The 21,173-nt window shown below is 38.0% G+C and carries 15 protein-coding genes and 2 pseudogenes; 5 read left to right on the plus strand and 12 right to left on the minus strand.

The genetic code is table 11. The annotated features are described in order from the left end of the window. Positions 1-83: 83 nt before the first annotated feature. The 6 genes and pseudogenes from Sdiek1_RS09195 to Sdiek1_RS09220 form a co-directional block, all read right to left on the minus strand. The gene (locus Sdiek1_RS09195) at positions 84-2,243 is read right to left on the minus strand and encodes a heavy metal translocating P-type ATPase (RefSeq protein ID WP_087438847.1); all 2,160 of its coding nucleotides are present in this window, start codon (positions 2,241-2,243) and stop codon (positions 84-86) included. Between the two features lie 93 nt (positions 2,244-2,336). After that, the gene (locus Sdiek1_RS09200) at positions 2,337-4,709 is read right to left on the minus strand and encodes an HD domain-containing phosphohydrolase (protein ID WP_087438848.1); all 2,373 of its coding nucleotides are present in this window, start codon (positions 4,707-4,709) and stop codon (positions 2,337-2,339) included. A gap of 97 nt (positions 4,710-4,806) precedes the next feature. Continuing rightward, complete coding sequence (locus Sdiek1_RS09205; RefSeq protein ID WP_087438849.1) at positions 4,807-6,111, minus strand: DNA recombination protein RmuC; 1,305 nt, start codon at positions 6,109-6,111, stop codon at positions 4,807-4,809. An 8-nt stretch (positions 6,112-6,119) separates the two neighbouring features. Further along, on the minus strand, positions 6,120-6,431 hold the full coding sequence (locus Sdiek1_RS09210) for a hypothetical protein (RefSeq protein WP_087438850.1): 312 nt from the start codon (positions 6,429-6,431) through the stop codon (positions 6,120-6,122). Beyond that, positions 6,431-7,349 (minus strand): annotated as a pseudogene (rsmH, locus tag Sdiek1_RS09215) (16S rRNA (cytosine(1402)-N(4))-methyltransferase RsmH). The gene Sdiek1_RS09210 and the pseudogene rsmH overlap by 1 nt, the downstream one beginning before the upstream one ends. A gap of 27 nt (positions 7,350-7,376) precedes the next feature. Further along, the gene (locus Sdiek1_RS09220) at positions 7,377-8,681 is read right to left on the minus strand and encodes an adenosylmethionine--8-amino-7-oxononanoate transaminase (protein ID WP_087438851.1); all 1,305 of its coding nucleotides are present in this window, start codon (positions 8,679-8,681) and stop codon (positions 7,377-7,379) included. 105 nt (positions 8,682-8,786) lie between these two features. On the opposite strand from Sdiek1_RS09220, the gene Sdiek1_RS09225 reads away from it, so the two are divergent. The 3 genes and pseudogenes from Sdiek1_RS09225 to ftsZ all read left to right on the plus strand — a co-directional run bounded on the left by Sdiek1_RS09225 (position 8,787) and on the right by ftsZ (position 12,756). After that, positions 8,787-10,250, plus strand: coding sequence for a peptidylprolyl isomerase (locus Sdiek1_RS09225; RefSeq protein WP_087438852.1), 1,464 nt, complete (start codon positions 8,787-8,789; stop codon positions 10,248-10,250). Further along, a pseudogene (ftsA, locus tag Sdiek1_RS09230) lies at positions 10,251-11,622 on the plus strand (cell division protein FtsA). A gap of 15 nt (positions 11,623-11,637) precedes the next feature. Further along, positions 11,638-12,756: a cell division protein FtsZ gene (ftsZ, locus tag Sdiek1_RS09235; RefSeq protein WP_087438853.1), complete on the plus strand. Its 1,119-nt coding sequence runs from the start codon at positions 11,638-11,640 to the stop codon at positions 12,754-12,756. A 55-nt stretch (positions 12,757-12,811) separates the two neighbouring features. On the opposite strand, the gene Sdiek1_RS09240 is transcribed toward ftsZ, so the two are convergent. The 4 genes from Sdiek1_RS09240 to Sdiek1_RS15245 are packed head-to-tail and all read right to left on the minus strand — an operon-like array spanning position 12,812 to position 15,314. After that, positions 12,812-13,282 carry a DUF4149 domain-containing protein gene (locus tag Sdiek1_RS09240; RefSeq protein ID WP_087438854.1) on the minus strand — a complete coding sequence of 157 codons (471 nt, stop codon included), beginning with the start codon at positions 13,280-13,282 and terminating at the stop codon, positions 12,812-12,814. A gap of 2 nt (positions 13,283-13,284) precedes the next feature. Beyond that, positions 13,285-14,109, minus strand: a complete 825-nt coding sequence (prmC, locus tag Sdiek1_RS09245) for a peptide chain release factor N(5)-glutamine methyltransferase (protein ID WP_238099296.1) — start codon at positions 14,107-14,109, stop codon at positions 13,285-13,287. Then, complete coding sequence (locus Sdiek1_RS15240; RefSeq protein ID WP_238098911.1) at positions 14,090-14,698, minus strand: M48 family metalloprotease; 609 nt, start codon at positions 14,696-14,698, stop codon at positions 14,090-14,092. Before Sdiek1_RS15240 ends, prmC begins: the two co-directional genes overlap by 20 nt. Next, a complete protein-coding gene (locus Sdiek1_RS15245) occupies positions 14,667-15,314 on the minus strand; it encodes a M48 family metalloprotease (protein WP_238098913.1) in 648 nt (215 codons plus the stop codon). Before Sdiek1_RS15245 ends, Sdiek1_RS15240 begins: the two co-directional genes overlap by 32 nt. A gap of 211 nt (positions 15,315-15,525) precedes the next feature. Here Sdiek1_RS15245 and Sdiek1_RS09255 point away from each other — a divergent pair, with 211 nt between their 5' ends. Together Sdiek1_RS09255 and Sdiek1_RS09260 are read left to right on the plus strand one after the other, a co-directional pair. After that, on the plus strand, positions 15,526-17,136 hold the full coding sequence (locus Sdiek1_RS09255) for a methyl-accepting chemotaxis protein (RefSeq protein ID WP_087438856.1): 1,611 nt from the start codon (positions 15,526-15,528) through the stop codon (positions 17,134-17,136). An 87-nt stretch (positions 17,137-17,223) separates the two neighbouring features. Further along, positions 17,224-19,182, plus strand: a complete 1,959-nt coding sequence (locus Sdiek1_RS09260; RefSeq protein ID WP_087438857.1) for an ABC-F family ATP-binding cassette domain-containing protein — start codon at positions 17,224-17,226, stop codon at positions 19,180-19,182. Between the two features lie 12 nt (positions 19,183-19,194). On the opposite strand, the gene Sdiek1_RS09265 is transcribed toward Sdiek1_RS09260, so the two are convergent. Both Sdiek1_RS09265 and Sdiek1_RS09270 read right to left on the minus strand, forming a co-directional pair. Beyond that, positions 19,195-20,784, minus strand: coding sequence for a methyl-accepting chemotaxis protein (locus tag Sdiek1_RS09265; RefSeq protein ID WP_087438858.1), 1,590 nt, complete (start codon positions 20,782-20,784; stop codon positions 19,195-19,197). Further along, positions 20,781-21,092, minus strand: coding sequence for a hypothetical protein (locus tag Sdiek1_RS09270; RefSeq protein ID WP_087438859.1), 312 nt, complete (start codon positions 21,090-21,092; stop codon positions 20,781-20,783). Before Sdiek1_RS09270 ends, Sdiek1_RS09265 begins: the two co-directional genes overlap by 4 nt. Between the last annotated feature and the right edge of the window lie 81 nt (positions 21,093-21,173).

Consider the following 21,173-nt stretch of genomic DNA (forward strand, 5'->3'; position numbering starts at 1 on the left):
TAACGCTTCTTAGGCAAAGCCCAAGAAGCTACGTTAGCCACTAGGGCACTAAAGCTTGCCTCTTTCGAGGCAGAAAAATGTGTTTATTTCATTTTCCAACGTCGTAAAAGCAGTGAATTGCTCACGACTGAGACCGAACTCATCGCCATTGCTCCCCCTGCGACAATCGGGTTTAACATGCCCAAAAATGCCAGTGGAATCGCTAGGGTATTATACACAAAAGCTAAAAAGAGGTTCTGCTTAATTTTTGACATCGTGGCACGCGAAAGCGCAATGGCATTGACCACCATAAGTGGATCGTTGGCAATTAAGATCAAATCGGCACTCTCTACGGCAATATCGGAGCCATTGGACATCGCAATCGCAACATCCGCCACTGCAAGAGCAGGAGCATCGTTGATGCCATCACCCACCATACAGACAAATTTTCCTTCGCTTTTTAACTTTGAAATTGCCTCCGCTTTGCCGTTTGGCAAAACTTCCGCAAAAAAGTGCTTGATGCCTAGCTCATGAGCCACTTTTTGAGCGCAACGCTCATTGTCACCTGTGAGCATATAGACCTCTATACCATCGTTTTGAAGCTTTTCAACCGCCACTTTGGCACTTTCACGAATCGTATCTGCTAGTGCGATATAACCGATGATCTGCTCTTTTGTAGAGAGCGCTACAATGCTATTGCCCTCTTCCAAAAACGTTTGCGCGACCGTTGAAGGTTGCAATGATGCAAACTGAGCGATAAAAGCAGGTGAGCCTGCAAAGTAAACCACACCATCAATCTCCCCAGAAACGCCCAATCCTGAATAGTTCTGAAATGCTTGAACACTTTTTGATGGACTTTGTGGAGCTGAAGCGATGATCGCTTTGGCTAAGGGGTGTTTTGAGCCCTCTTCCAAGCTTGCAGCAAGCGCTAAAAATTGCTCTTTTGAAAGTGAATTCTCAATTAAAACATCAACGACTTGAGGATTGGCATACGTCAATGTTCCCGTTTTATCAAACACAACGGCGTTAATCTTGCCCACATTTTCAAGCACTTCGGCATTTTTGATGAGAATTCCTTCACTCGCCCCTCGCCCAACGCCCACCATAATCGCTGTGGGTGTCGCAAGTCCAAGTGCGCACGGACATGCGATCACAAGCACGGAGACAGCATTGATAATCGCCTCTTCAAAATTCCCTCCGATAAACCACCATGCACCAAAGGTTATCACTGCAATGCTCACCACAACGGGCACAAAAATACCCGCAATCGTATCGGCAAGGCGTTGAATCGGTGCTTTGGAGCCTTGCGCTTCTTCGATGAGGCGCACGATGGAGGCTAAAAAAGTGTCGGAACCGACTTTGGTCGCTTGGCATTTAAGCATGCCATCGCCATTTTTAGTCGCGCCCACGATAACATCACCCGCGGATTTAAGCACAGGAAGGCTCTCGCCCGTCATCATCGACTCATCAACCATGCTATTGCCTTCAACGACAATACCATCGGTGGGGATGCTCTCACCTGCTTTAACCACAAAAATATCGTTTACATGTAACGCTTCAATGCTGATCTCTTCGATCTTTCCATCACGTTCCACAAATGCTTTTTTAGGCTGTAAATGAAGCAGTTTTGAGATAGCAAAACCTGTTTTGGCTTTCGCTCTCACTTCCAAAAGTTTGCCTAAGAGTACCAGTGTTATGACCGAAACAGACGCTTCAAAGTAAAGATGCAACGGTAAATTCAAAAGCAGAACACAAAGGCTTAAAAAGTACGCGGCACTCGTACCCAAAACAACAAGCACGTCCATATTGGCACTGCCACTTTTGAGGCTTTTGTATGCACCTATGTAAAACTTTCGCCCACAGTAAAACTGTACGATCGTCGCAAGCCCTAATTGAAGCATCACAGGAAGATGCCAATGGATGTTAAACAGCATTCCAATCATTTCGACTAAAAATGGTAAGGTAAGCAGTGCGGAGAGGCTAAATTCACGTAAAAGCTTTTGGTAATCGTGCTCTTTGTCTAAACTTTTTTGCTCTTGATCGACCTTGGAAGATTCGGTAGCACCAAAACCTGTTTTTTCAATGCTTTGAATGATCTCTGGAAGATTAATTTCGGGATTAGAAGAGCTAATAAACGCTTTTTCTGTAGCTAAGTTTACATTGGCACTCACACCTTCAAGCTTGCCGAGCACACGCTCAATACGTGCCGAACATGCCGCACATGTCATGCCCTTGATGTCAAGCTCAAAATGTTTTTCAGACATTTTTTGTCTCCTATCTTTTTGTGACATTCTAACGCTTCGTTACTTGCGGTAAGATGAAACAAAAAATGTAGGAATATCTTTACATGTAAAGGCTTACGATGAAAGATATTGTGTTATATCGACTTCATCAATCTGTTCAGGCTTAAGATACTTTTTCGCATACTGCAAGTAAACGCCACTGCGTAAAAAGAGCTCAAACAGATCCCCATCAATGTGCTCATCCATTTTAAGTATACTGAGAATTTTAATCGCTTCTGAGATCGTTTTGGCTTTTTTATACGGTCGATCACTGGCCGTTAATGCTTCAAAAATATCGGCAATTGCAATGATGCGCGCTGGTAAAGAGATTTGCTCTTTGCTAAGCCCTCTAGGATAGCCCGTTCCTTTCATCGTCTCATGATGTGCACAAGCGTATTCAGGAACATGTTTGAGATTGTCCATAAACGGAAGTTCTGAGAGCATGCGAATACTCATAATGATGTGCTCATTGATCTTATAACGTTCTTCATCATTGAGCGTTCCTCGTGCGATACTCAAATTGTAAAGCTCTCCTAAATTATTGTAATATTGTGGTATTTTCATCGTAATGCCAAGACGTGCATATGTTTTTGTATCAATCTCTTGAGCTCTTGTAATATAATGCTCTGGTTTATCTTGTAAGAGCGTTTCCACACATGGAAGCGGTTTGAGCGGAATATCAGCCAAGCGTTTCTTTTCAGCTTCACTCATCCCCAATCGATCGTCAAAATGGCGCATCCACGTCACCGAAGCAATTTGTTTGAGTCGCTCAATCTTTTGCGCATCCATAAACTCGCCACCAATATTGCACTCCGCCAAAAAAGAAAAATCATCAAAAAGTTTTGCTTCTGCTTCTTTTCGCCTTTGCAGTAACAATGCTTGATTTTCTTTACCTTCCAAAAGCCCTTCTAAGTAAGCGATATGCGCATCCCTAAGCAACACTTCAAAACGGGTACGAATCTCATGAATACGGTTGTGAATACTCTCAAGTTTCGTTGCTTTATCGACCACATATTCAGGTGTTGTCACTTTGCCACAGTCGTGCAAAAGAGCCGCTATGCGAAACTCTCGCCATGCATTTTCATCTTTGAAATTAAACTTTTTAAAAATACCTTGATGATTTTTATTGGCCTCTTCCGCCAACATAGAAGCAAGTTCGGGTACACGCTCACAATGCCCACCCGTATAAGGCGATTTATCATCGATCGCACTGGCAATCAGTTTGATAAACGACTCCATCAGGTTTTCTTGCGCTTTTTCATGTGTTTTAATAGAGCGTGCCATTAAAACCATCGAATGGCTGAGTGCATAAAACTCTTTGATGCGCGTACTAATGTGATGCACGGCGTCATACTGCTTTGTAGCCACATTATCACTCATCGTTTTAAGCAGATCAACAGGTGCTATAATAATGTGTCTGAGGAAAAACCATGTCACCACAATGATGATAACCATCATTAGAAGGGAGATCACAATATTTTGAATCATAATTGCATCAATTTCTTGAGTCACCTTTTTCTCTTCTAAAAATGTTCCAATATACCACTGTTTTCCAAAGTCTGCTGGAAATTCTGAAAAAGCAAATAAGTAGCGTTCATCGGCGGCACTCTGGACCCTACCACGCTTCGATCCATTTAAAAATTGTTCATATGATTTTCTGATCTCTTGAGGGAGTTGTTCTACTCTAAGGTTGGCTTCTGCCGTTGGTAATGAACTTGCAATCACATCTCCATAAGGATTGACAATGACAATAGGACCATCGATGACAACACTCTGTTCTTGAAGCAATTTTGTAATCGAAGCGATGGTAAAGTCGATGCCAGCGACTTTCACCTTTTCACCTGCTGGATTCATATAGGGGTACGAAACCGTAATGCCTATTTCATTGGTTGAAGCAAACGCATAAGGCTCTGACCAGTAAAATTTTTCATGCGACACTGCTTGCTTAAACCACGTACGTTCCCTAGGGTCGAACGATAATGGAGTGTATTCAACACGTGTTGTTTCAAACTGGGTGTTTTTATACGCCCACTCATCAACGCCTACATTCCCACGTACATCAATTGTACGCATTGCAAATTCGGGTGTGCGTCTGGCTTGAAAAAAATTGCCTAGCTGATCGGCAATATAGATGCTCGCAATCTTTTCATCAGAAAGCAACATTTCCCACATCATGCGTGTAAAAATTTCGCGTGAAGCAAAAAGATCATCACTTTGTTGACTATTAACAAGCACCTTAAGATGCGCAGAGGTCTTTTGCAAAGAGACTTTGATGGCTTCAATAATATTTTTACGCACTTCAACATTGCGCTTTTGAATCATGCTGTAGGAATTTTTGGAACTTTGTACATAGTTGTGACCAATCAAGGAGATAGAAAGGAAGCTTGCAAGCCCTAAGATAAGGGTAATAATGCTAAAAGTGAAGGTATACCGTTTTGTTTTTTTCATAGTGATGCTCCTTACAATGAGGAAGGCAGAGAATAAATACTATGGAATTAAGAAATTGTAACACGATTTGAGGCAATCAACAATGCTATATCAAAAATTACTCTTCTGTGTTCTCCTCTAAAAGCTCGATCGGTTCAATGTCAGTACTAAAATCTTGGTATTCGAGTTTGGCATCTTTAAGATTTTTGGTTGCTTTTGCCCCTAAACGCTTCAAATTCTCTACACGACCTAAGATATTACCTGAGCCTTCTGTGAGCTGTTTTTGAGCGTTTTCGTAGCTGTTATTGAGTGTTTGAAGCTGTGAGCCTACACGTTTAAAACTCTCCGAAAAACCAACCATCTTGTCATACATTTTACCGGCTTCATCAAACAGTTTCGTAGCAAGCGTACTGGATTGTTCACTTTGCCAATAGAGATAAATCGTACGCAATGAAACCGTCAGTGTTGAAGGATTGACAATGGCGATATGCTTGCGAAGTGCGTATTCATAGAGCTTTGGATCTTCGTTGATGGCAACCGAAAAGGCTCCTTCAATCGGTACAAACATAAAGACATATTGAAGTGTGCCTTGTTTGTAGTGTGCGTAATCTTTAGAGTCAAGCGTGTCAATATGGTCACGAAAAGCTTGCAATAAAGCCTTTGAAGCGACGTGTTTTGCTTCATCACTTTCAGCTCTCACAAATTCATCGTAACTGTTGAGTGAGACTTTAGAGTCAATGATGATCGTGCGCTCTTGCGGGAGTTTAATGACAACATCAGGGCGTTTGGTGCGACCTTCTTCATCTTTGTAACTCTCTTGGGTTTCGTAATGAACACCTTTGACAAGACCCGAATATTCCAAAACACTCTCTAAGATCATCTCACCCCAACTGCCTTGGCTCTGTTTTTTCCCTTTAAGTGCCTTAGTCAGATTTTCAGCCTCTTTAGAGATATTCATGCCTGCACGTGCCACCAACTCAATCTCTTTGGAAAGTTCTGCAAATTTTTTCGTACTGTTTTCTTGTGAATTTTCAACGCTTTTTTTGAAATGCTCTAAATTTTCTTTGAAAGGTTTGAGAAGTGTTTCAAGTGATTTGATCGAGGTATCGTCCAATTTTTGAAGCTTTTTTTCTAAGTGTTGTTCCATAATAGCGTTAAGTTTAAGCTCAAGCTTTTTACCCTGCTCTTCAAAATCAAGTTTGAGCCTTTGATGACTCTCTTTTTGTGCTTGCAGTTCAGCTTGAAGTGTTGCACTTTTCATGTTGATGGCTAGGTTTTCTGCACTTAACTGTTCATTTTTAGCTTTAGCGTAAGAAAGTTCAGCATCTTTATTATTTAACACAGACCTAATCCAAAATCCTAAAACGATCATAGCCATAACAAAAGTGATAAAAATAGCTAACAACAGCATATCTTGGGGCATAACAACTCCTAATGTGTGTTTACATGTAAAAAGATTAATCGATATAAATCGTGTCTAATATTTTGATTTTTGAAGCGAATATTTTCCAAATTTTGCTTTAAAACGCGGTTCTCTTCTTTAAGAATTGAGTATTCACCATAGAGTTTATTGATGTCACGACTCATATAATAGATCTGATTTTTGATGTAAATTTTAGGAAGGATGATCAAAAAAGCAACAAACATCACCATATAAACGAGCAATAAAAAACGAAAATCGAGATTTTTCTCAACTTTCTGTTCCGCATCATACTGCTCTAATAGTTCACTTTTATCGTTCATTACGCCTTCTTTATCTCAAATACTCTCAATTTTGCACTTCTACTGCGTGGGTTCTTTTTTAATTTCCGATGCTGTGGCTTCAATCGGCTTTTTACTGATGAGTTTTCCCATGCTATGATTATTGCCACATGTACAGCGCATCACGGAAGGCAAACAGATACAGTTTTGACTCCACAGTTTAAATGTCTGTTTCACAATACGGTCTTCAAGGGAATGAAACGAAATAATCCCCACGATACACTGCTTAAAATCGGCATTTTTAATACTCTCTAAAAGCTCTGTGAGAACTCCCAACTCATTGTTAACCTCAATACGAATGGCTTGAAAAAGAAGTGTTGAAGGATGAATACTCTTTTTCCCACCCACCTTTTCAGCCAATTTTGAAAGTTCTTTGGCACTTACAATAGGCGCTTTGGAACGTGCTTCACAGATCAGATGAGCCATTTTCTTATATTCATGAATCTCACCATATTCACGTAAAATAAATTCCAACTCTTCTTGTGAATAGTGGTTAACCACTTCGTACGCACTAAGCTCTTGTTTTGGATTCATACGCATATCCAAAACATTGGAGTCAAAAGCAAAACCACGCTCTTTTTTATCCAGTTGTAAAGAGGAAACACCAATATCAGCCAAAATCCCTCGAATGGGAAGATGTGCATACTGAGCGATGACAGAGGCAAAATTACCATGATGAAGGGTTACACGATCCCCAAAGCGCTCAAGCCTCTTTTGACTAAATGCCAACGCCTCTTCATCTTGATCACAGCCTATCAATTTGATATTAGGATTTTGTTCTAACAATGCTTCGCTATGCCCACCATACCCTAATGTACAATCAATAACAACCCCATCATCAATGCTACGAAACGCCTCTTTGACCTCTTCTAACAGTACGGGGATATGGGGTATATTCACTAGGATTCCTTGGTTAAAGTGGTTCTATTATAATCTATTGAGACTTACAATCGCCTCATACGCTACATCCATCATCGTTTCAATCTCTTTACATGTAATCACATAAGGAGGCATAAAATAGACAACATTGCCGAGTGGACGAAGAATCACACCTTTTTGAAACGCATACTTGAATATCTTTAAATTCACCCGAAAATCAATCGGATAAACATCAAGTTCTACCGCTGCAATCATGCCTGTCTGACGGACTTTTTGCACATTTGGAAGAGTCTTAAATTGTTCTAATTTAGAACCAATTAACGCAATTTTTTCTTTATTTTTTTCCAAAATAGATTCATTTTCAAAGATGTCTAATGTCGCATTAGCGGCACTGCACGCCAAAGGATTCCCGGTATAACTGTGAGAATGCAAAAATGCTTTAAATTCAGAATAATCACAATAAAAGGCATCATAGATTTTTTGCGTCGTTAGTACGACCGAGAGAGGGAGATAACCTCCTGTTAGTCCCTTAGAAAGTGTCATGAAATCAGGGCTAACATCCGCATATTCACAGGCAAACATTTTACCAGTTCGTCCAAAGCCAACAGCGATTTCATCGGCAATTAAATGAACATCATAGTGATCACACAGTTTGCGTGCAAGTGTAATATAAAGAGGATGATACATGTTCATTCCACCTGAACATTGAATCAATGGTTCGATAATAAAAGCGGAAATTTGATCTGCTTTTTCTTTAAAAATTTGTTCTAATCCATCGGCAGCTTTAATGGCACTCTCTTCACTTTGATCTTTAGGTACAGGTGCTTGAATGGTTTGAAGGAGTATATCATCAAACACTTCTTTATAAAGCTTCACATCACCAACGGCTAAAGCACCGATTGTTTCGCCATGATAACTGTTTTCTAAGGAGACAAAAAGCGGTCGTTTTTGCCCTCTGTTTTTATGATATTGAAAGCTCATTTTAAGCGCTACTTCAATCGCACTAGAGCCATTATCGGCGTAAAAACACTTCTCCAGACCTTTGGGTGCTAATGCACAAAGTCTTTTGGAAAGTTTTATAATCGGTTCGTGGGTAAATCCCGCAAAAATCACATGTTCCAAAGTATCTAATTGCTCTTTAATTTTTTGATTGATGTAAGGATTACAATGTCCAAAAAGATTGACCCACCAGGAACTAACACCATCAATATAACGGTTATCATCAAAATCATATAAATAAGCCCCTTGACCTCTTTTAATAGGAATTATAGGAAGTATCTCATGGTCTTTCATCTGCGTGCAAGGATGCCATATATGCTTTAAATCATCTTCAATTAATTTTTTCGTGTTCATTGTTACATTTTGCCTTTTTTTGTTAGGAGTTTCACGCAATTTATGGTTATTTAATAACTATACAGATAGAATTATAGCAAAATACAAAGTTCTTAAAGGGCAAGAATGATTACGTGGATGCAACGTCATAAAAAATATTTGGTCATCACTATCTGGATTAGCACAATAGCATTCGTTGGTGCTGGTTTTGTAGGATGGGGTGCTTATGATATGAACAAAGATCGTGCAGCCTCTGTCGCAAAAGTTGGACATCGAATCATCTCGGTCCAAGAGTTTCAAACAGCGTATGCCAACCATTTCAATTACTACAACAATCTCTTAGGTGGCAAGCTCACTCAAGAACAAGCCGAGCAAATGGGACTTAACAAAATTGTTATGAACACCCTTATAAATCAGAACCTTCTACTAAACTATGCAGATGAAATAGGTCTTTTGGCAACAAAAGAAGACATTAAAGATCGAATTAAAAATACTCCAAGTTTTCAAACAGATGGCGTTTTTAATAAAGAGCTCTACTATTCTATTTTAAAAGCAAACCGTATTAACCCAAATGATTATGAAAATGGCCTTGAAAAAGAGATTTTAAATGCAAAACTAGAAAACTTTTTCAAACTGACACCTTCACAAAAAGAGATCGATCTCTTTGCTTCCGCTTTTTTCATGGAAGATCATCTTGCAATTAGCGCTGTGACACTGGATACCAATGAAGTGACTGCTAGTGAAGAAGCTATCAAAACATATTGGGACAAAAATAAATCTAAATACCTTACAAAAAAAAGTTATACACTTGAATTACTCAATATCCCTGCCTCTCAAACAAAATTTGATGATAAAACATTAGAAGAGTTTTACGCACAAGAGAAACATAACTACACGCAACCTGATGGAAAGCTGATGAGTTTTGAAGAAGCAAAACCAAAAGTCATTATTGATTTACGACTCAAAAATGACAAAAAAATTGCTTTAGAATCCTTCCTTGCTTTTAAAAAGGGCGAAGTGAATGCAAGTGAAACCAAAGTTATTTTTGATGATGACACAACATTCCCTCTTGAAAAAATCCAAGTGGCTGCAAAAGACGAAGTGCTCAAACCACTTATTGTCAAAGACAACTACGTTATAATAAAAATGAAAGAGATTAAGTTCCCAGAACCAATGTCCTACGAGTTAGCCAAGAAAGATGCAAGTCGTGATCTTTTAGAAGAACTCAAAAATACGACCTTAGAGAAAAAAGCTCAAGCTAAACTTGAAAATTTCACAGCAAGTAGTGATCTTGGTTTTGTAAGCAGAGATTCTGTTAAGTCAATTGCAGGTCTGAGTGAAGCAAAAAGTGCTGAGTTTTTAAGTCACGTTTTTGATAACATGAACAAAAAAGGTTATAAGGTTATTGATGGTAAAGCCATAGTCTACGAGGTTTTGGAACAAAAGTTGCTTAATAAAGACAAAGCTAAGCAGTATGTTAGTTTGATTAGCGAAAATATTTTACAAGTTAAACAAGCTGAATTAAACCAAAATCTTATTAAAAAGCTCGCTGCTGCATACAAAGTCGAGCAATACTACAAAGGAAAATAGTTGAGCACTACGATTTTAGGTATCGACATTGGTTCAACCAAGATTTGCGCTATTATCGCTCAAAAAAAACGATGATGGTGACATCAAAATCTTAGGCGCAGGTATTGCAAAGTCTCAAGGCCTTAAAAAAGGTATTATTACCAATATTGACCTTGCTTCAAAATCAATTCGCAATGCGCTTAATGATGCGAAAAGAGTCGCAGGAACACAGTACGAGAGAGTCATCGTTTCAATCTCTGGTGCTTACACCAAAAGTGTTGATAGCAGCGGTATTGTTAATATTCCAAATCGTGACATCGGCATTAAAGAGATTAATCGTGCAATGCAAATGGCAGATCATAATGCCAATATTCCTAATGAATATGAAAAGCTTCACGTGCTTCCTTATAACTTCAAAGTAGATGATCAAGAGTTTATTGAAGATCCACTTGGTATGAATGGTGCTCGTTTAGAAGTCCAAGTACACATTATTACAGCACAAAAATCATCCCTTAGCAACCTTAGAAAAGCTGTTAAATCAGCCGGTGTCGAAATTGACAACATTGTTCTCAATTGTTATGCTTCAGCGATTGCTGTTTTGAATCATGATGAGCGAGAATTGGGTGTTGCTGTTATTGATATGGGTGGTGCTACATGTAATGTGATGATTCATGCAGGCAATTCGATGCGTTTCAATGATTATTTAGGCGTTGGATCTTTAAATATCACTAACGATCTATCAACAGCACTGCATACTCCATTAGGTGCAGCTGAAGAAATTAAAATCAATTATGGTTCACTCAAAAGTAATTCTAGTGAGCTTATAGAGCTCCCTGTCATTGGCGATGATGGCTCAACCCATGAAGTATCACTCAATATTGTTTCGAACGTTATCTATGTTAGGGTTGAAGAGACGCTGATGATTTTAGCAAAAACCCTGGAAGATAGTAGCTTTAAAGAGCAAATCGGCGCAGGTGTCGTTTTAACAGGTGGAATGACAAAACTTGATGGCATTAGAGAATTAGCATCAGCAATTTTTGACAATGTGCCAATAAGAATTGCCAAACCAAGAGAAATGGATGGACTTTTTGAGACACTCAGAGATCCAAGCTATTCAACAGCAATTGGTCTTGTATTATACGGTGGTGGTCATTTCACACCCTACGAGATTGATTCGAATAAAAAATTACGTTACAAAGATGAGACCATTGAACCAACTCGCCATCATCAAGAGACTTTTGATGATGGTGATGAAACAGAAGAAGGCGATATTGGAACAGCTCCTCAAGCAGATAATGCAAAAGAGAAGCTCAAAGATCTTGCAAATATTCAAGAAGAAGAAAGCGAAGGGTTTGGCTCTAAGCTATGGAATAGATTAACACAATTATTTTAAAGAGGGGTATGAGGTATGAACGGATTTAGCATAGAAGAATCAAAATGTGTTTACGGCGCTAAAATCAAAGTTATTGGTGTTGGTGGCGGTGGTGGTAACATGATCAACCACATGGTAAGAGAAGGTATTAGTGGTATTGATCTTATTGCTGCAAACACTGACGCTCAAGCCCTTGAAAACTGTTTAGCAAAAACAAAAATTCAATTGGGTAAAAAAGGACTGGGAGCTGGTATGCGCCCAGAAATTGGTAAAGAATCAGCATTAGAAAGTTACGAAGAAATCAAAAGTTCTTTAGAAAAAGCAGATATCGTTTTTATCGCGTCTGGTTTTGGTGGAGGAACGGGAACAGGTGCTGCTCCTATTGTTGCACAAGCAGCTAAAGAAGTCGGTGCACTGACTGTTGCTGTTGTCACGCGCCCTTTTATGTTTGAAGGTAAGAAAAGAGCTAAACTTGCGGAGATGGGTATCAATGAACTGCGCAAAGAGAGTGATTCTATTGTTATTATCCCTAATGATAAACTACTTTCTATTGTTGATGCAAAATTTGGAATCAAAGATAGCTTTAGAATCGTTGATGACGTTTTAAGTCGTGCTGTTAGCGGTATGAGTTTAGTTGTTCTTTCTTCTGGTCAAAGTGATATTAACGTTGACTTTGCAGACGTCCAAACCGTTATGAGTCATCGTGGTATGGCACTCATGGGTATTGGTGAGAGCACAGGCGATGATGCAGCTATTGAAGCAATTAAAAGTGCTATTGAATCACCTCTGCTTGATAACATGTCAATCAATGGGGCACTTGGTGTTTTGGTTCATTTCCAAATTCCAGCAAGTTATCCTATTACAGAGATTAGCAATGCAATGAGTCTTATCTTGGATTGTGCAGATGAAGATGCTGATGTTATCTTTGGTACAACAACCAGTGAAGATATGCCAGACAACTCTGTTCGAGTCACTATTGTTGCAACAGGTTTTGAAAATAAAGTTGAAGCTTCAAAAGAGCTCAAGATGCTTAATAACAATCAAGAATCAATCAAAAAAGAACGTATTTTACGTATGAAAAAAGTAAGTGGTGGCTATGAGGGACAAGATGATTATCTTGATATCCCAACTTATATTAGACACCAAATGGATTAATTAACCCTCAACCCTCTTCTATGCAAAAAGGAGGAAGCCAAAAAGCTTCTTCCTTTTATCGTTGACTTAAAATACCTCGTCTGATAAATAAACCAAATTGGGCAACCATCAATAATTTCATAACCCATTCACTCTGCTTATGCATCGTTGCAAAGGCTTCGGTTACTGTCTCAGCAGAGCCCAATTGCTGTGCATGAATAATAAATGGCGTATAGTAAAAGAGAAAGAGTCCTGTAGTTATCACACAAATAAAAGACAAAAGAAATGAGAGAAAATCATAGTTTTTACCCATCATCCAAACTTGTACTTCATAGATAATACTGTAAAGCGCTACAAAACCTATTAAAATATTCATCTTCAAGAAAAATTGTGTCATTAAAACACCACTTTGAAAATGAGTGAGAACTCCATCTCCTAGATATTTTTGTGGAAAAAAGATCACTGGGGCTATAAATGCACCCGCTGCGATTTCAACACCAATGGCAATACCTAACATTGCCAAATAAACGACCATTAAACTTTTCATTTCTACTCCTTAATCCAAAATCCACGGTCTAATCCCGCTAAATCTTTATAAAAGTCCACTGCTAAACCTTTCTTTTCGACATACTGGCAAATAGCATTTCGTTGATCATACCCCATTTCACATACGAGCACTTTAGCCTTTCGTTCCTGAAAAAGATCAATAATATGACATAACATTTCATCACCTTTTATTCCACCATAAAGTGCTAAAGATGGCTCAAAAGAGAGCCCTATGCCTAAGGGCTCTTCATTAGCAATATAAGGAGGATTAGAAACAATCATATCAATTTCTCCACTCACACTATCTAAATAACTTCCCTCAAGAAACGCTATTTTGTCACTAACACCATGTTTTTGTGCATTGTGTTTGCTTACATGTAAAGCCTCACTTGAAATATCTACCGCCGTCAATCTTGCATGAGGAAGTAAAAGTGAAAGCATAATTGAGATGATTCCGCTACCACATCCAATTTCGACGATATGGGCATTAGGAGAAAGTTCTTTAGCTAATGACATAGCTTTATCGACCAATATCTCAGTTTCAGGTCTTGGAATGAGAACGCGTGTATCAACATCAAAAACTCTACCATAAAAACTGGCTCGCCCCAAAATATACTCTAGAGGTTCATGATTTTTACGACGTTGTAACAGTTCTTTCAAACGCTTATTCTCACCTATCTCATCCTCACTGTGACTTATAAGCCAACTTATCTCAGCGCCTAACACTTCACTTAAAAGGATCATCGCTTCTTTTTGAGGAATATCGGTTACCTCTCGCAATTGCTCTGCACTTTGTGCTAAGAGTTCTTTAATGCGCAAGTGCTTCACCTTCATCAAAATGCATACCTAATTTTTTCAGTCTTTCTGTTAATGGAGGATGGGTGAAATAAAGTGCAATCGTTAAAGGATGTGAAAAAGGAAAGCTTTTATTTTCATCAGCGAGTTTAACCAAGGCAGAAGCAAGCGCTTCTTTACTTTCACAAACACTGCCATATTCATCGGCTCTGTACTCATTGTAACGACTCAAAAGTCCAAAAAGAGGCATTAAGATAAATGAGACAACGGGAGAAAGTAGTAAAAAAAGTACCATAACACTAGCAGCAGATTTATTTACATGTAAGGAGTCAAAAAGCTCCACGGGAAGATTTCCAAAGAGAGCAAACATCAGAAAAAGCATTAAAGCACTTGATGCAATATTTTTAAGAATATCTTTGTGTGTAAAATGCCCCAGTTCATGTCCAAGTACAGCTAACAACTCATGCTTTTCCAATTTGGCAATTAAGGTATCAAAAAGGACAACGCGCTTTGAACTACCCAACCCACCAAAATAAGCATTGAGTCTATTGTCACGTTTACTCGCATCTAAACTAAAAACACCGCTACTTTTAAGTCCAGCTTTTTTTAAAAAGTGCTTCAATAGAACTTTTAAGGCTTTCATCTTCAAGGGGAGTCAGTTTATTGAACAGTGGAACGATCACAATCGGGTAAATCATATTGATACATAAAATAACCACAAAAGAAAATAAAAATCCATAAAACCACCAATAATCATATGCCATAATAATGGCACTCATAGCCCAAAAAAACGCTCCACCCAAAAAGCCGAACATAAAGATTGATTTGACCTGATCTACAATAAACGTTTTAGTATCAATCGTAGAAAAGCCGAATTTTTTATCAAGTCCAAATGTTTGATAAAGATCAAAAGGGAGGAGTAAAACATAGTTGATAGCAATAAAACTCATCACAAAGAGAACAGATCGCAATGCTTCATTTTCAACATATATGATAGAATCAAGCGTGCTAAGACCAAAAGTGATCCAACCAAAAAAGAGAATAAAATCAAAGAAAGAGGAGACTAAAGAGAGCTTTTGTGAAGCTATCTTATACGCAGCTGCTTTGGCATAATTCGATGGAGAGAGGATAATCGCTTTTAAAGTGCGCGCTTGAATAACAAAACCTATTTCCATAAATGCAGCATACATTTTAATTAAAAGGTAAAGTATGTAAATGAGTATAATAAATTCTAACATAAAGCCTTGTTCCTTTGCTAATTGAAAAACGTTATCATACCAGTTTTTCATCAATATTGTCTAAACCAATACAACACATTTGCAACACACGAGTGCTATTATTTTCACAGAAACCAGCTTTTCTTCTCATTTTAATATCCACAAAATCGACTTAAATATTTTATTAGGAAAGTGAGTTTAGAATAAAAAAAAAGAATAAAAAGGAGTCAAAATGACAATTTCTAAGCAACTGATTGTTATGCTTTCCATCGCAATTATCGGAACTTGTACCATTTTCGGGATCAGTATGAAAAAGATGGATCAAATCTATGAAGAGACCAATTATGTAACTGTCAATTCTTTGCCAAGCGTTCTCTCCTTAAACCATTCTATGCTTTATGCATTAAGACTTCGACTTGTTTTATGGGAACATATTACACAAGAAGATAAAGGGGCTAATGCAAAATCAAAAGAGGGTATTTTAGGTGCACTCAATGATCTTACTAAAGAGCTCAAAAACTATGAAACAATGGTCAGTGATGATCAAGATAGAGCATTATTGACGCAAGATCAAGAGGCGTTACAAAAATTCAGTATTCTTGTGCAAGATATTCTGAAACTTTCTGAAACAGGAAAAAAAGCAGAAGCAACAATTGCATTTAATAAAGCTAGACCTATCTTAAAAGCTTTGACAACTGCATTTGATACTCACATGCAATACAACCTTGACTTAGCCAATAAAATGGCGAAGGATGCTGCGGATGCTAAAAAGAATGCCAACATGGTTATGATTATTCTCTCTCTTGCCATTATTGGCTCTACAATTTTTATCAGTATTCTTATCCGAAACAACATCATGCAAGGTGTTCATCTTGTACGTGATAGTATTGGCAATTTTGTTCGTACAAAAGAGCTTAATTTCCGCATTAAATACGAAAAATCAAATGAGATTAAAGAGATGGTTGATAGCTTTAATTCATTGGTTGAAACTCTTGAAAGCACTATTGTTGATGCCAAAGCATCCTCCAGCGAAAATGCTTCGGTTTCCCATGAACTGAGTACCACCAGTATGCAAATTGGACGAAATGCTGAACAAAGTTCTACGATTGTTGAGAGTACAATCCAAGAAATCCAAACCATTAAAACCTTCGTTCAAGAAACTGCTGCACTTTCTGAGACAATGAAACAAAATATTGCGACTGCAGGACATAGATTGGACAATGCTAAAAATGAAGTTATTACGCTTCGCAATGAAGTCGAATCTGCAAGTGATGCTGAAACTGCCCTCGCTCAAAAATTAGAGCAAATGAGCCATGATGCGGAACAAGTGAAACAAATCTTAACGGTCATTTCTGATATTGCCGATCAAACCAATCTTCTAGCCCTTAATGCTGCCATTGAAGCTGCCAGGGCGGGAGAACATGGTCGTGGATTTGCAGTTGTTGCCGATGAAGTACGAAAACTCGCTGAACGCACCCAAAGTTCACTCACGGAGATTAACGCAACTATTAATGTGATTGTGCAATCTATCATAGACTCTTCTGAACAGATGGGAAGGAATGCTAAAAACATTCAAAGACTATCGACGGTTTCCAGTGGTGTTGAAACGACAATTTTGGGAACAACACAAGTGATGAAAGAGAGCGTTGATTCCGTAACAACCAGTGCCCAAAACTCACAAAAGATTTCACAGGACACCGATAAAATCGTCAGTATGGTGAGCAACATCAATACGTTGACAAGTCAAAATGCAAGAAGCGTAGAAGAAATCGCTGCAGCAGCGGACCATCTCTCACGTTTAGCTGAAAATCTCAACAACAAACTCAATCAGTTCAGATCATAACCAACTTTTAGGGTAAAGTCCAAAGCTTTATCCTCTTCTTCCTTCTCATGTTAATGGTATAATACGCGCAAAAACAACGGAGTACATTTGGCACTTTTAGATTTAATCGGCATTAGCAAAGCATATGAAACTCAGAAAATTTTAATAGACGTTGACTTTTCCTTGCATGAAGGTGAGCGTGTTGCAATCATTGGCAAAAATGGCGGTGGAAAATCTACACTGATGAAAATCGTTTTTGGCACATTGGAAACCGATGATGGAAGACGTATTCTTCAAAAAAATATTAAAGTTGGTATGTTAGATCAAACCCCTCGCTTTAAAGAAGGGATGAATGTTAAAGAAGCGATTGAAGAAGAACTCAAAGAGCTCAAAATGGCAAGGGTTCGTTATGAAGAGGTCATTAAGATACTTGAATCTGACTACCATAATGAAGCGCTACTTGCAGAGCAGAGCCAACTCGTCACTTTTTTGGATTTGCATGATGCGTGGAGTTTAGATGAAAAGATTGAGCAAGTTTTACAAGAATTTGATCTCAAACAGTTTGAACAAAGTGATGTCAATCTCTTAAGTGGCGGCGAGCAACGACGTGTGACACTCGCTGGTCTCATCCTTCAAAAACCTGACATTTTACTACTGGATGAGCCAACGAACCATTTAGATGTTTATATGGTCGAGTTTTTAGAGCAGATGCTTTTAAAATCAAAATTTACCCTTCTCTTTATCTCCCATGATCGTTATTTTATCGACCATTTAGCAACACGAACGATTGAAATTGATGATGGAAAAATGAGGAGTTTTGAAGGTGGTTATGAAAACTATCTTACATGTAAAGAGTTATTGATCTTATCTTTACAAAAACAGCATGAAAATCTCCTCAAATACCTCAAAGGGGAAGAAGAGTGGTTAAAACGTGGTGTCAAAGCGAGGCTCAAACGTAATGAAGGGCGAAAACAGAGAGTTTTTGAACTACGTGAGTCTGCCAAAAAAAATCCTTCTTTGGTCCGAAAACTTAAACTGGAATTAGAGAGAGAAAAGCACAATTTCAATGGTGAGAAGATTATCAATAAGCAAAAAATGCTTTTTGAGATATATAACATCCATAAAAAATTGGGCGATAAACTTCTCATTAAAGATTTTAGTACCCGTATTTTACAAAAAGATCGTATTGCCATTGTTGGAAAAAATGGAGCAGGAAAATCAACACTTTTAAAAATTTTACTCGGTGATCTCAACGTTGATAGTGGAAATTTTGATAAAGGCGAATTTAAAATAGGCTATTTTGATCAACAACGAGCTATGCTCGATGATACGAAAAACCTTATAGAAACTTTTTGTCCTAATGGAGGCGATAGGGTTGATGTTAAAGGGAAAAATCTTCATGTCTATGGCTATCTTAAAGACTTTCTCTTTCCAAAAGAAGATCTAAACAAAAAGATCGGCATCCTCAGTGGCGGTGAAAAAAATCGTGTTGCACTTGCCCTACTCTTTTCTCAAGAAGTAGATTGCCTTATTCTCGATGAACCAACCAATGATCTGGATATTCCAACCATCAATATTTTAGAAGAGTACATCCAAAGTTTTGCTGGCGCAGTCATTTTTGTCAGCCATGATCGTTACTTTGTGGATAAAATTGCAGCTAAGCTCTATGTCTTTAAGGGCGAAGGCATCATTGAGGAGAGTTATCAAAGCTACAGTGAATATTTAGAGATTGAAAAAGAGATTAAAGAGCTTGACGCAATGGAATCAGCTCAAGAAGCACCCTGGATTGAAAAAGAAGAACCAAAAGTGCAAAAAGCAAAAGAGAGTGTGCCTACAAAACTGAGCTACAAAGAGCAGCGTGCACTTGAAACACTACCGTTACAAATTCAAGCACTTGAAGACGAAATTGCCGCCACAAAAAAATGTCTTGAAAATCCTGAATGCTATCAGCAAATAGGACTAAGTACACTGAGTCAAAGATTAGAAGAGAAAGAGGCACTCTTAGAGCCGATGATTGAAGAGCTATTGGAGATAGAAGAAAAAGCAGAGATGTTGCAAAGAGATTAAACCTCTTTGCCTTTAAGCTTTAAACGTTGAAAGTGTAGAATCTAGATTTTGAGAAGAGTCAAGCATTCGCTGAGAAATATGTGAAAGTTCTTCTGCAATTTTTTCATTGTTGTTGGATAAACTTAGCGTGCGCTTCATCTGCTCCATCATTTGATTTGTTAAGTGTGAAATCTCAACAACTTTTTTAGAAGCTTTTTTGGAAACTTCGATAGATTCTAATGTACGATTTTTTGTCTCTTCAGTTGCATTTTGAACATCAAATGCACTTTGTGAAATGAGATTAATATTTTCAGCATTCACTTCCATATTACTGCTAAGTTGTGTGACCCCTTGAACAATGACACTAATTGTAGCATCAATCTCTGCGAGCGATTTTTGTGTACGTTCTGCAAGCTTTCGTACTTCATCAGCAACAACCGCAAATCCACGACCATGTTCTCCTGCACGAGCCGCTTCAATGGCAGCATTGAGCGCAAGTAAATTGGTCTGATCCGCAATATCTTTGATCATCGCCAAAACACCTTTAATTTGATCGGTTTGCGAAACTACATTTTGAATTTGGTGTGCCATCTCTTGCTCGGAATCACTTGCTCCGTTGATATTTTGAACAACATCATTCAAAGCAATGCTCATCTTTTCAAGGACATTAAAGGACGAAGTGTTATCTTCCACGGTATGAATTGCAAGCTCTTCTGAGAGATCAAGATCTGTTTCAATATCTTTCATGAGATCAAACGACATCTTAATTTGATGCGCTTGGTCTACGACACCTTTGGAAAATTCAACGGCATTGGTATTGAGTGTTTCTCCTGTATGTTCAACATTTTGAGAAATTTTTTGAGATGAAAGAATAATAGATTGAATTTTTTCGATGAAAATATTAATATATTGAGCAATATCACCCATCTCATCTTGACTATTAATCTGTACCCGAGCTGTTAAATCACCGTTTCCGCTTGATAAATCTTTAATTCTTTCCAATAAAATTCCCAATGGATTTCCCACAACACGTTTTAACACCAACATAATGAGCACGGAAGTAATGAGCAATGAAAGTATAAAGATACTAATAAGTTTCCAACTGATCGCACCAATATATTCATCAATTTCTGCAAATGAAAACGTCATATCCATCACACCAAGCACATCGCCTTTTTGAGAGGTAGCATGACACGCTAAACAATCTTGTTCAGCAATTAGAGGTTTTAAAAGTCTTAAACGATGCCCTTTTGCATCATCAAGAGTCACGCTATGCTGTACAGGATTTTTAAAGATACCAATGACAGCTTCATCCGTAGAAGGTTTTGCATTAATACCAAAAGTATCGATCACCACTTGTGATTGGTGGATTTTAAGCTCTTGTATCCCTTTCATTTCCCCAGCATCTTTCAATGACTTTTCAATCAAAGCACGATCCCCTAAATTCATTGCCGCACGTACGGTTTGGAAAACAGACTGACTAAACAAATTAAGATTATTTTCACTTTGGATCTGAGATGATTTTTTAAACTCATTGACAATAAAAAATTGCAAAATAATAAAACTTGTCAAAAGCAAAGGAATGAGAGTTAACCCTATTTTTAAACCTATACCTTTTTTCATCCTTGCACCCTTCCAACATTCATGATTTCAATCAAATTCATATCATCTAACATCTCATACAGCTCTTCACTACCTACTTTTACATGTAAATTCATTTTGTCCATTTTAATGGACTTGATTAAAAAACCTATTACCGATGACGTAATGATAAAAGAGTCTTGAATCATGAGGTTAATGCTAATATGGGGATGCTGCTCATGCGCTTGGCGAATTGCATCTTTGATCGCTTGTGCATTTCCAATTGTCTTAATCGTGCCTGTGATAAGAATATTCACATGCTCACTGTGCACTTTGGTCACTAAATCCATTGCGTCTCCAAATACAAAAAATTAACTTTTATTATAGTATATATTTGTCTATTTGAGGAATTAATGTATTATTAAAATGAC

It is taken from the genome of Sulfurospirillum diekertiae (assembly GCF_002162315.1).
Classification (GTDB): domain Bacteria; phylum Campylobacterota; class Campylobacteria; order Campylobacterales; family Sulfurospirillaceae; genus Sulfurospirillum.

What these genes read in the sequence shown, in the direction of transcription:
- Sdiek1_RS15245 (WP_238098913.1), bottom strand. Translation starts at nt 15,314, where the DNA reads ATGTTAGAATTTATTATACTCATTTACATACTTTACCTTTTAATTAAA.
- Sdiek1_RS09240 (WP_087438854.1), bottom strand. Translation starts at nt 13,282, where the DNA reads ATGAAAAGTTTAATGGTCGTTTATTTGGCAATGTTAGGTATTGCCATT.
- Sdiek1_RS09220 (WP_087438851.1), bottom strand. Translation starts at nt 8,681, where the DNA reads ATGAACACGAAAAAATTAATTGAAGATGATTTAAAGCATATATGGCAT.
- ftsZ (WP_087438853.1), top strand. Translation starts at nt 11,638, where the DNA reads ATGAACGGATTTAGCATAGAAGAATCAAAATGTGTTTACGGCGCTAAA.
- Sdiek1_RS09210 (WP_087438850.1), bottom strand. Translation starts at nt 6,431, where the DNA reads ATGAACGATAAAAGTGAACTATTAGAGCAGTATGATGCGGAACAGAAA.
- Sdiek1_RS09200 (WP_087438848.1), bottom strand. Translation starts at nt 4,709, where the DNA reads ATGAAAAAAACAAAACGGTATACCTTCACTTTTAGCATTATTACCCTT.
- Sdiek1_RS09205 (WP_087438849.1), bottom strand. Translation starts at nt 6,111, where the DNA reads ATGCCCCAAGATATGCTGTTGTTAGCTATTTTTATCACTTTTGTTATG.
- Sdiek1_RS09225 (WP_087438852.1), top strand. Translation starts at nt 8,787, where the DNA reads ATGATTACGTGGATGCAACGTCATAAAAAATATTTGGTCATCACTATC.
- Sdiek1_RS09270 (WP_087438859.1), bottom strand. Translation starts at nt 21,092, where the DNA reads ATGGATTTAGTGACCAAAGTGCACAGTGAGCATGTGAATATTCTTATC.
- Sdiek1_RS09195 (WP_087438847.1), bottom strand. Translation starts at nt 2,243, where the DNA reads ATGTCTGAAAAACATTTTGAGCTTGACATCAAGGGCATGACATGTGCG.
- Sdiek1_RS09265 (WP_087438858.1), bottom strand. Translation starts at nt 20,784, where the DNA reads ATGAAAAAAGGTATAGGTTTAAAAATAGGGTTAACTCTCATTCCTTTG.
- Sdiek1_RS09255 (WP_087438856.1), top strand. Translation starts at nt 15,526, where the DNA reads ATGACAATTTCTAAGCAACTGATTGTTATGCTTTCCATCGCAATTATC.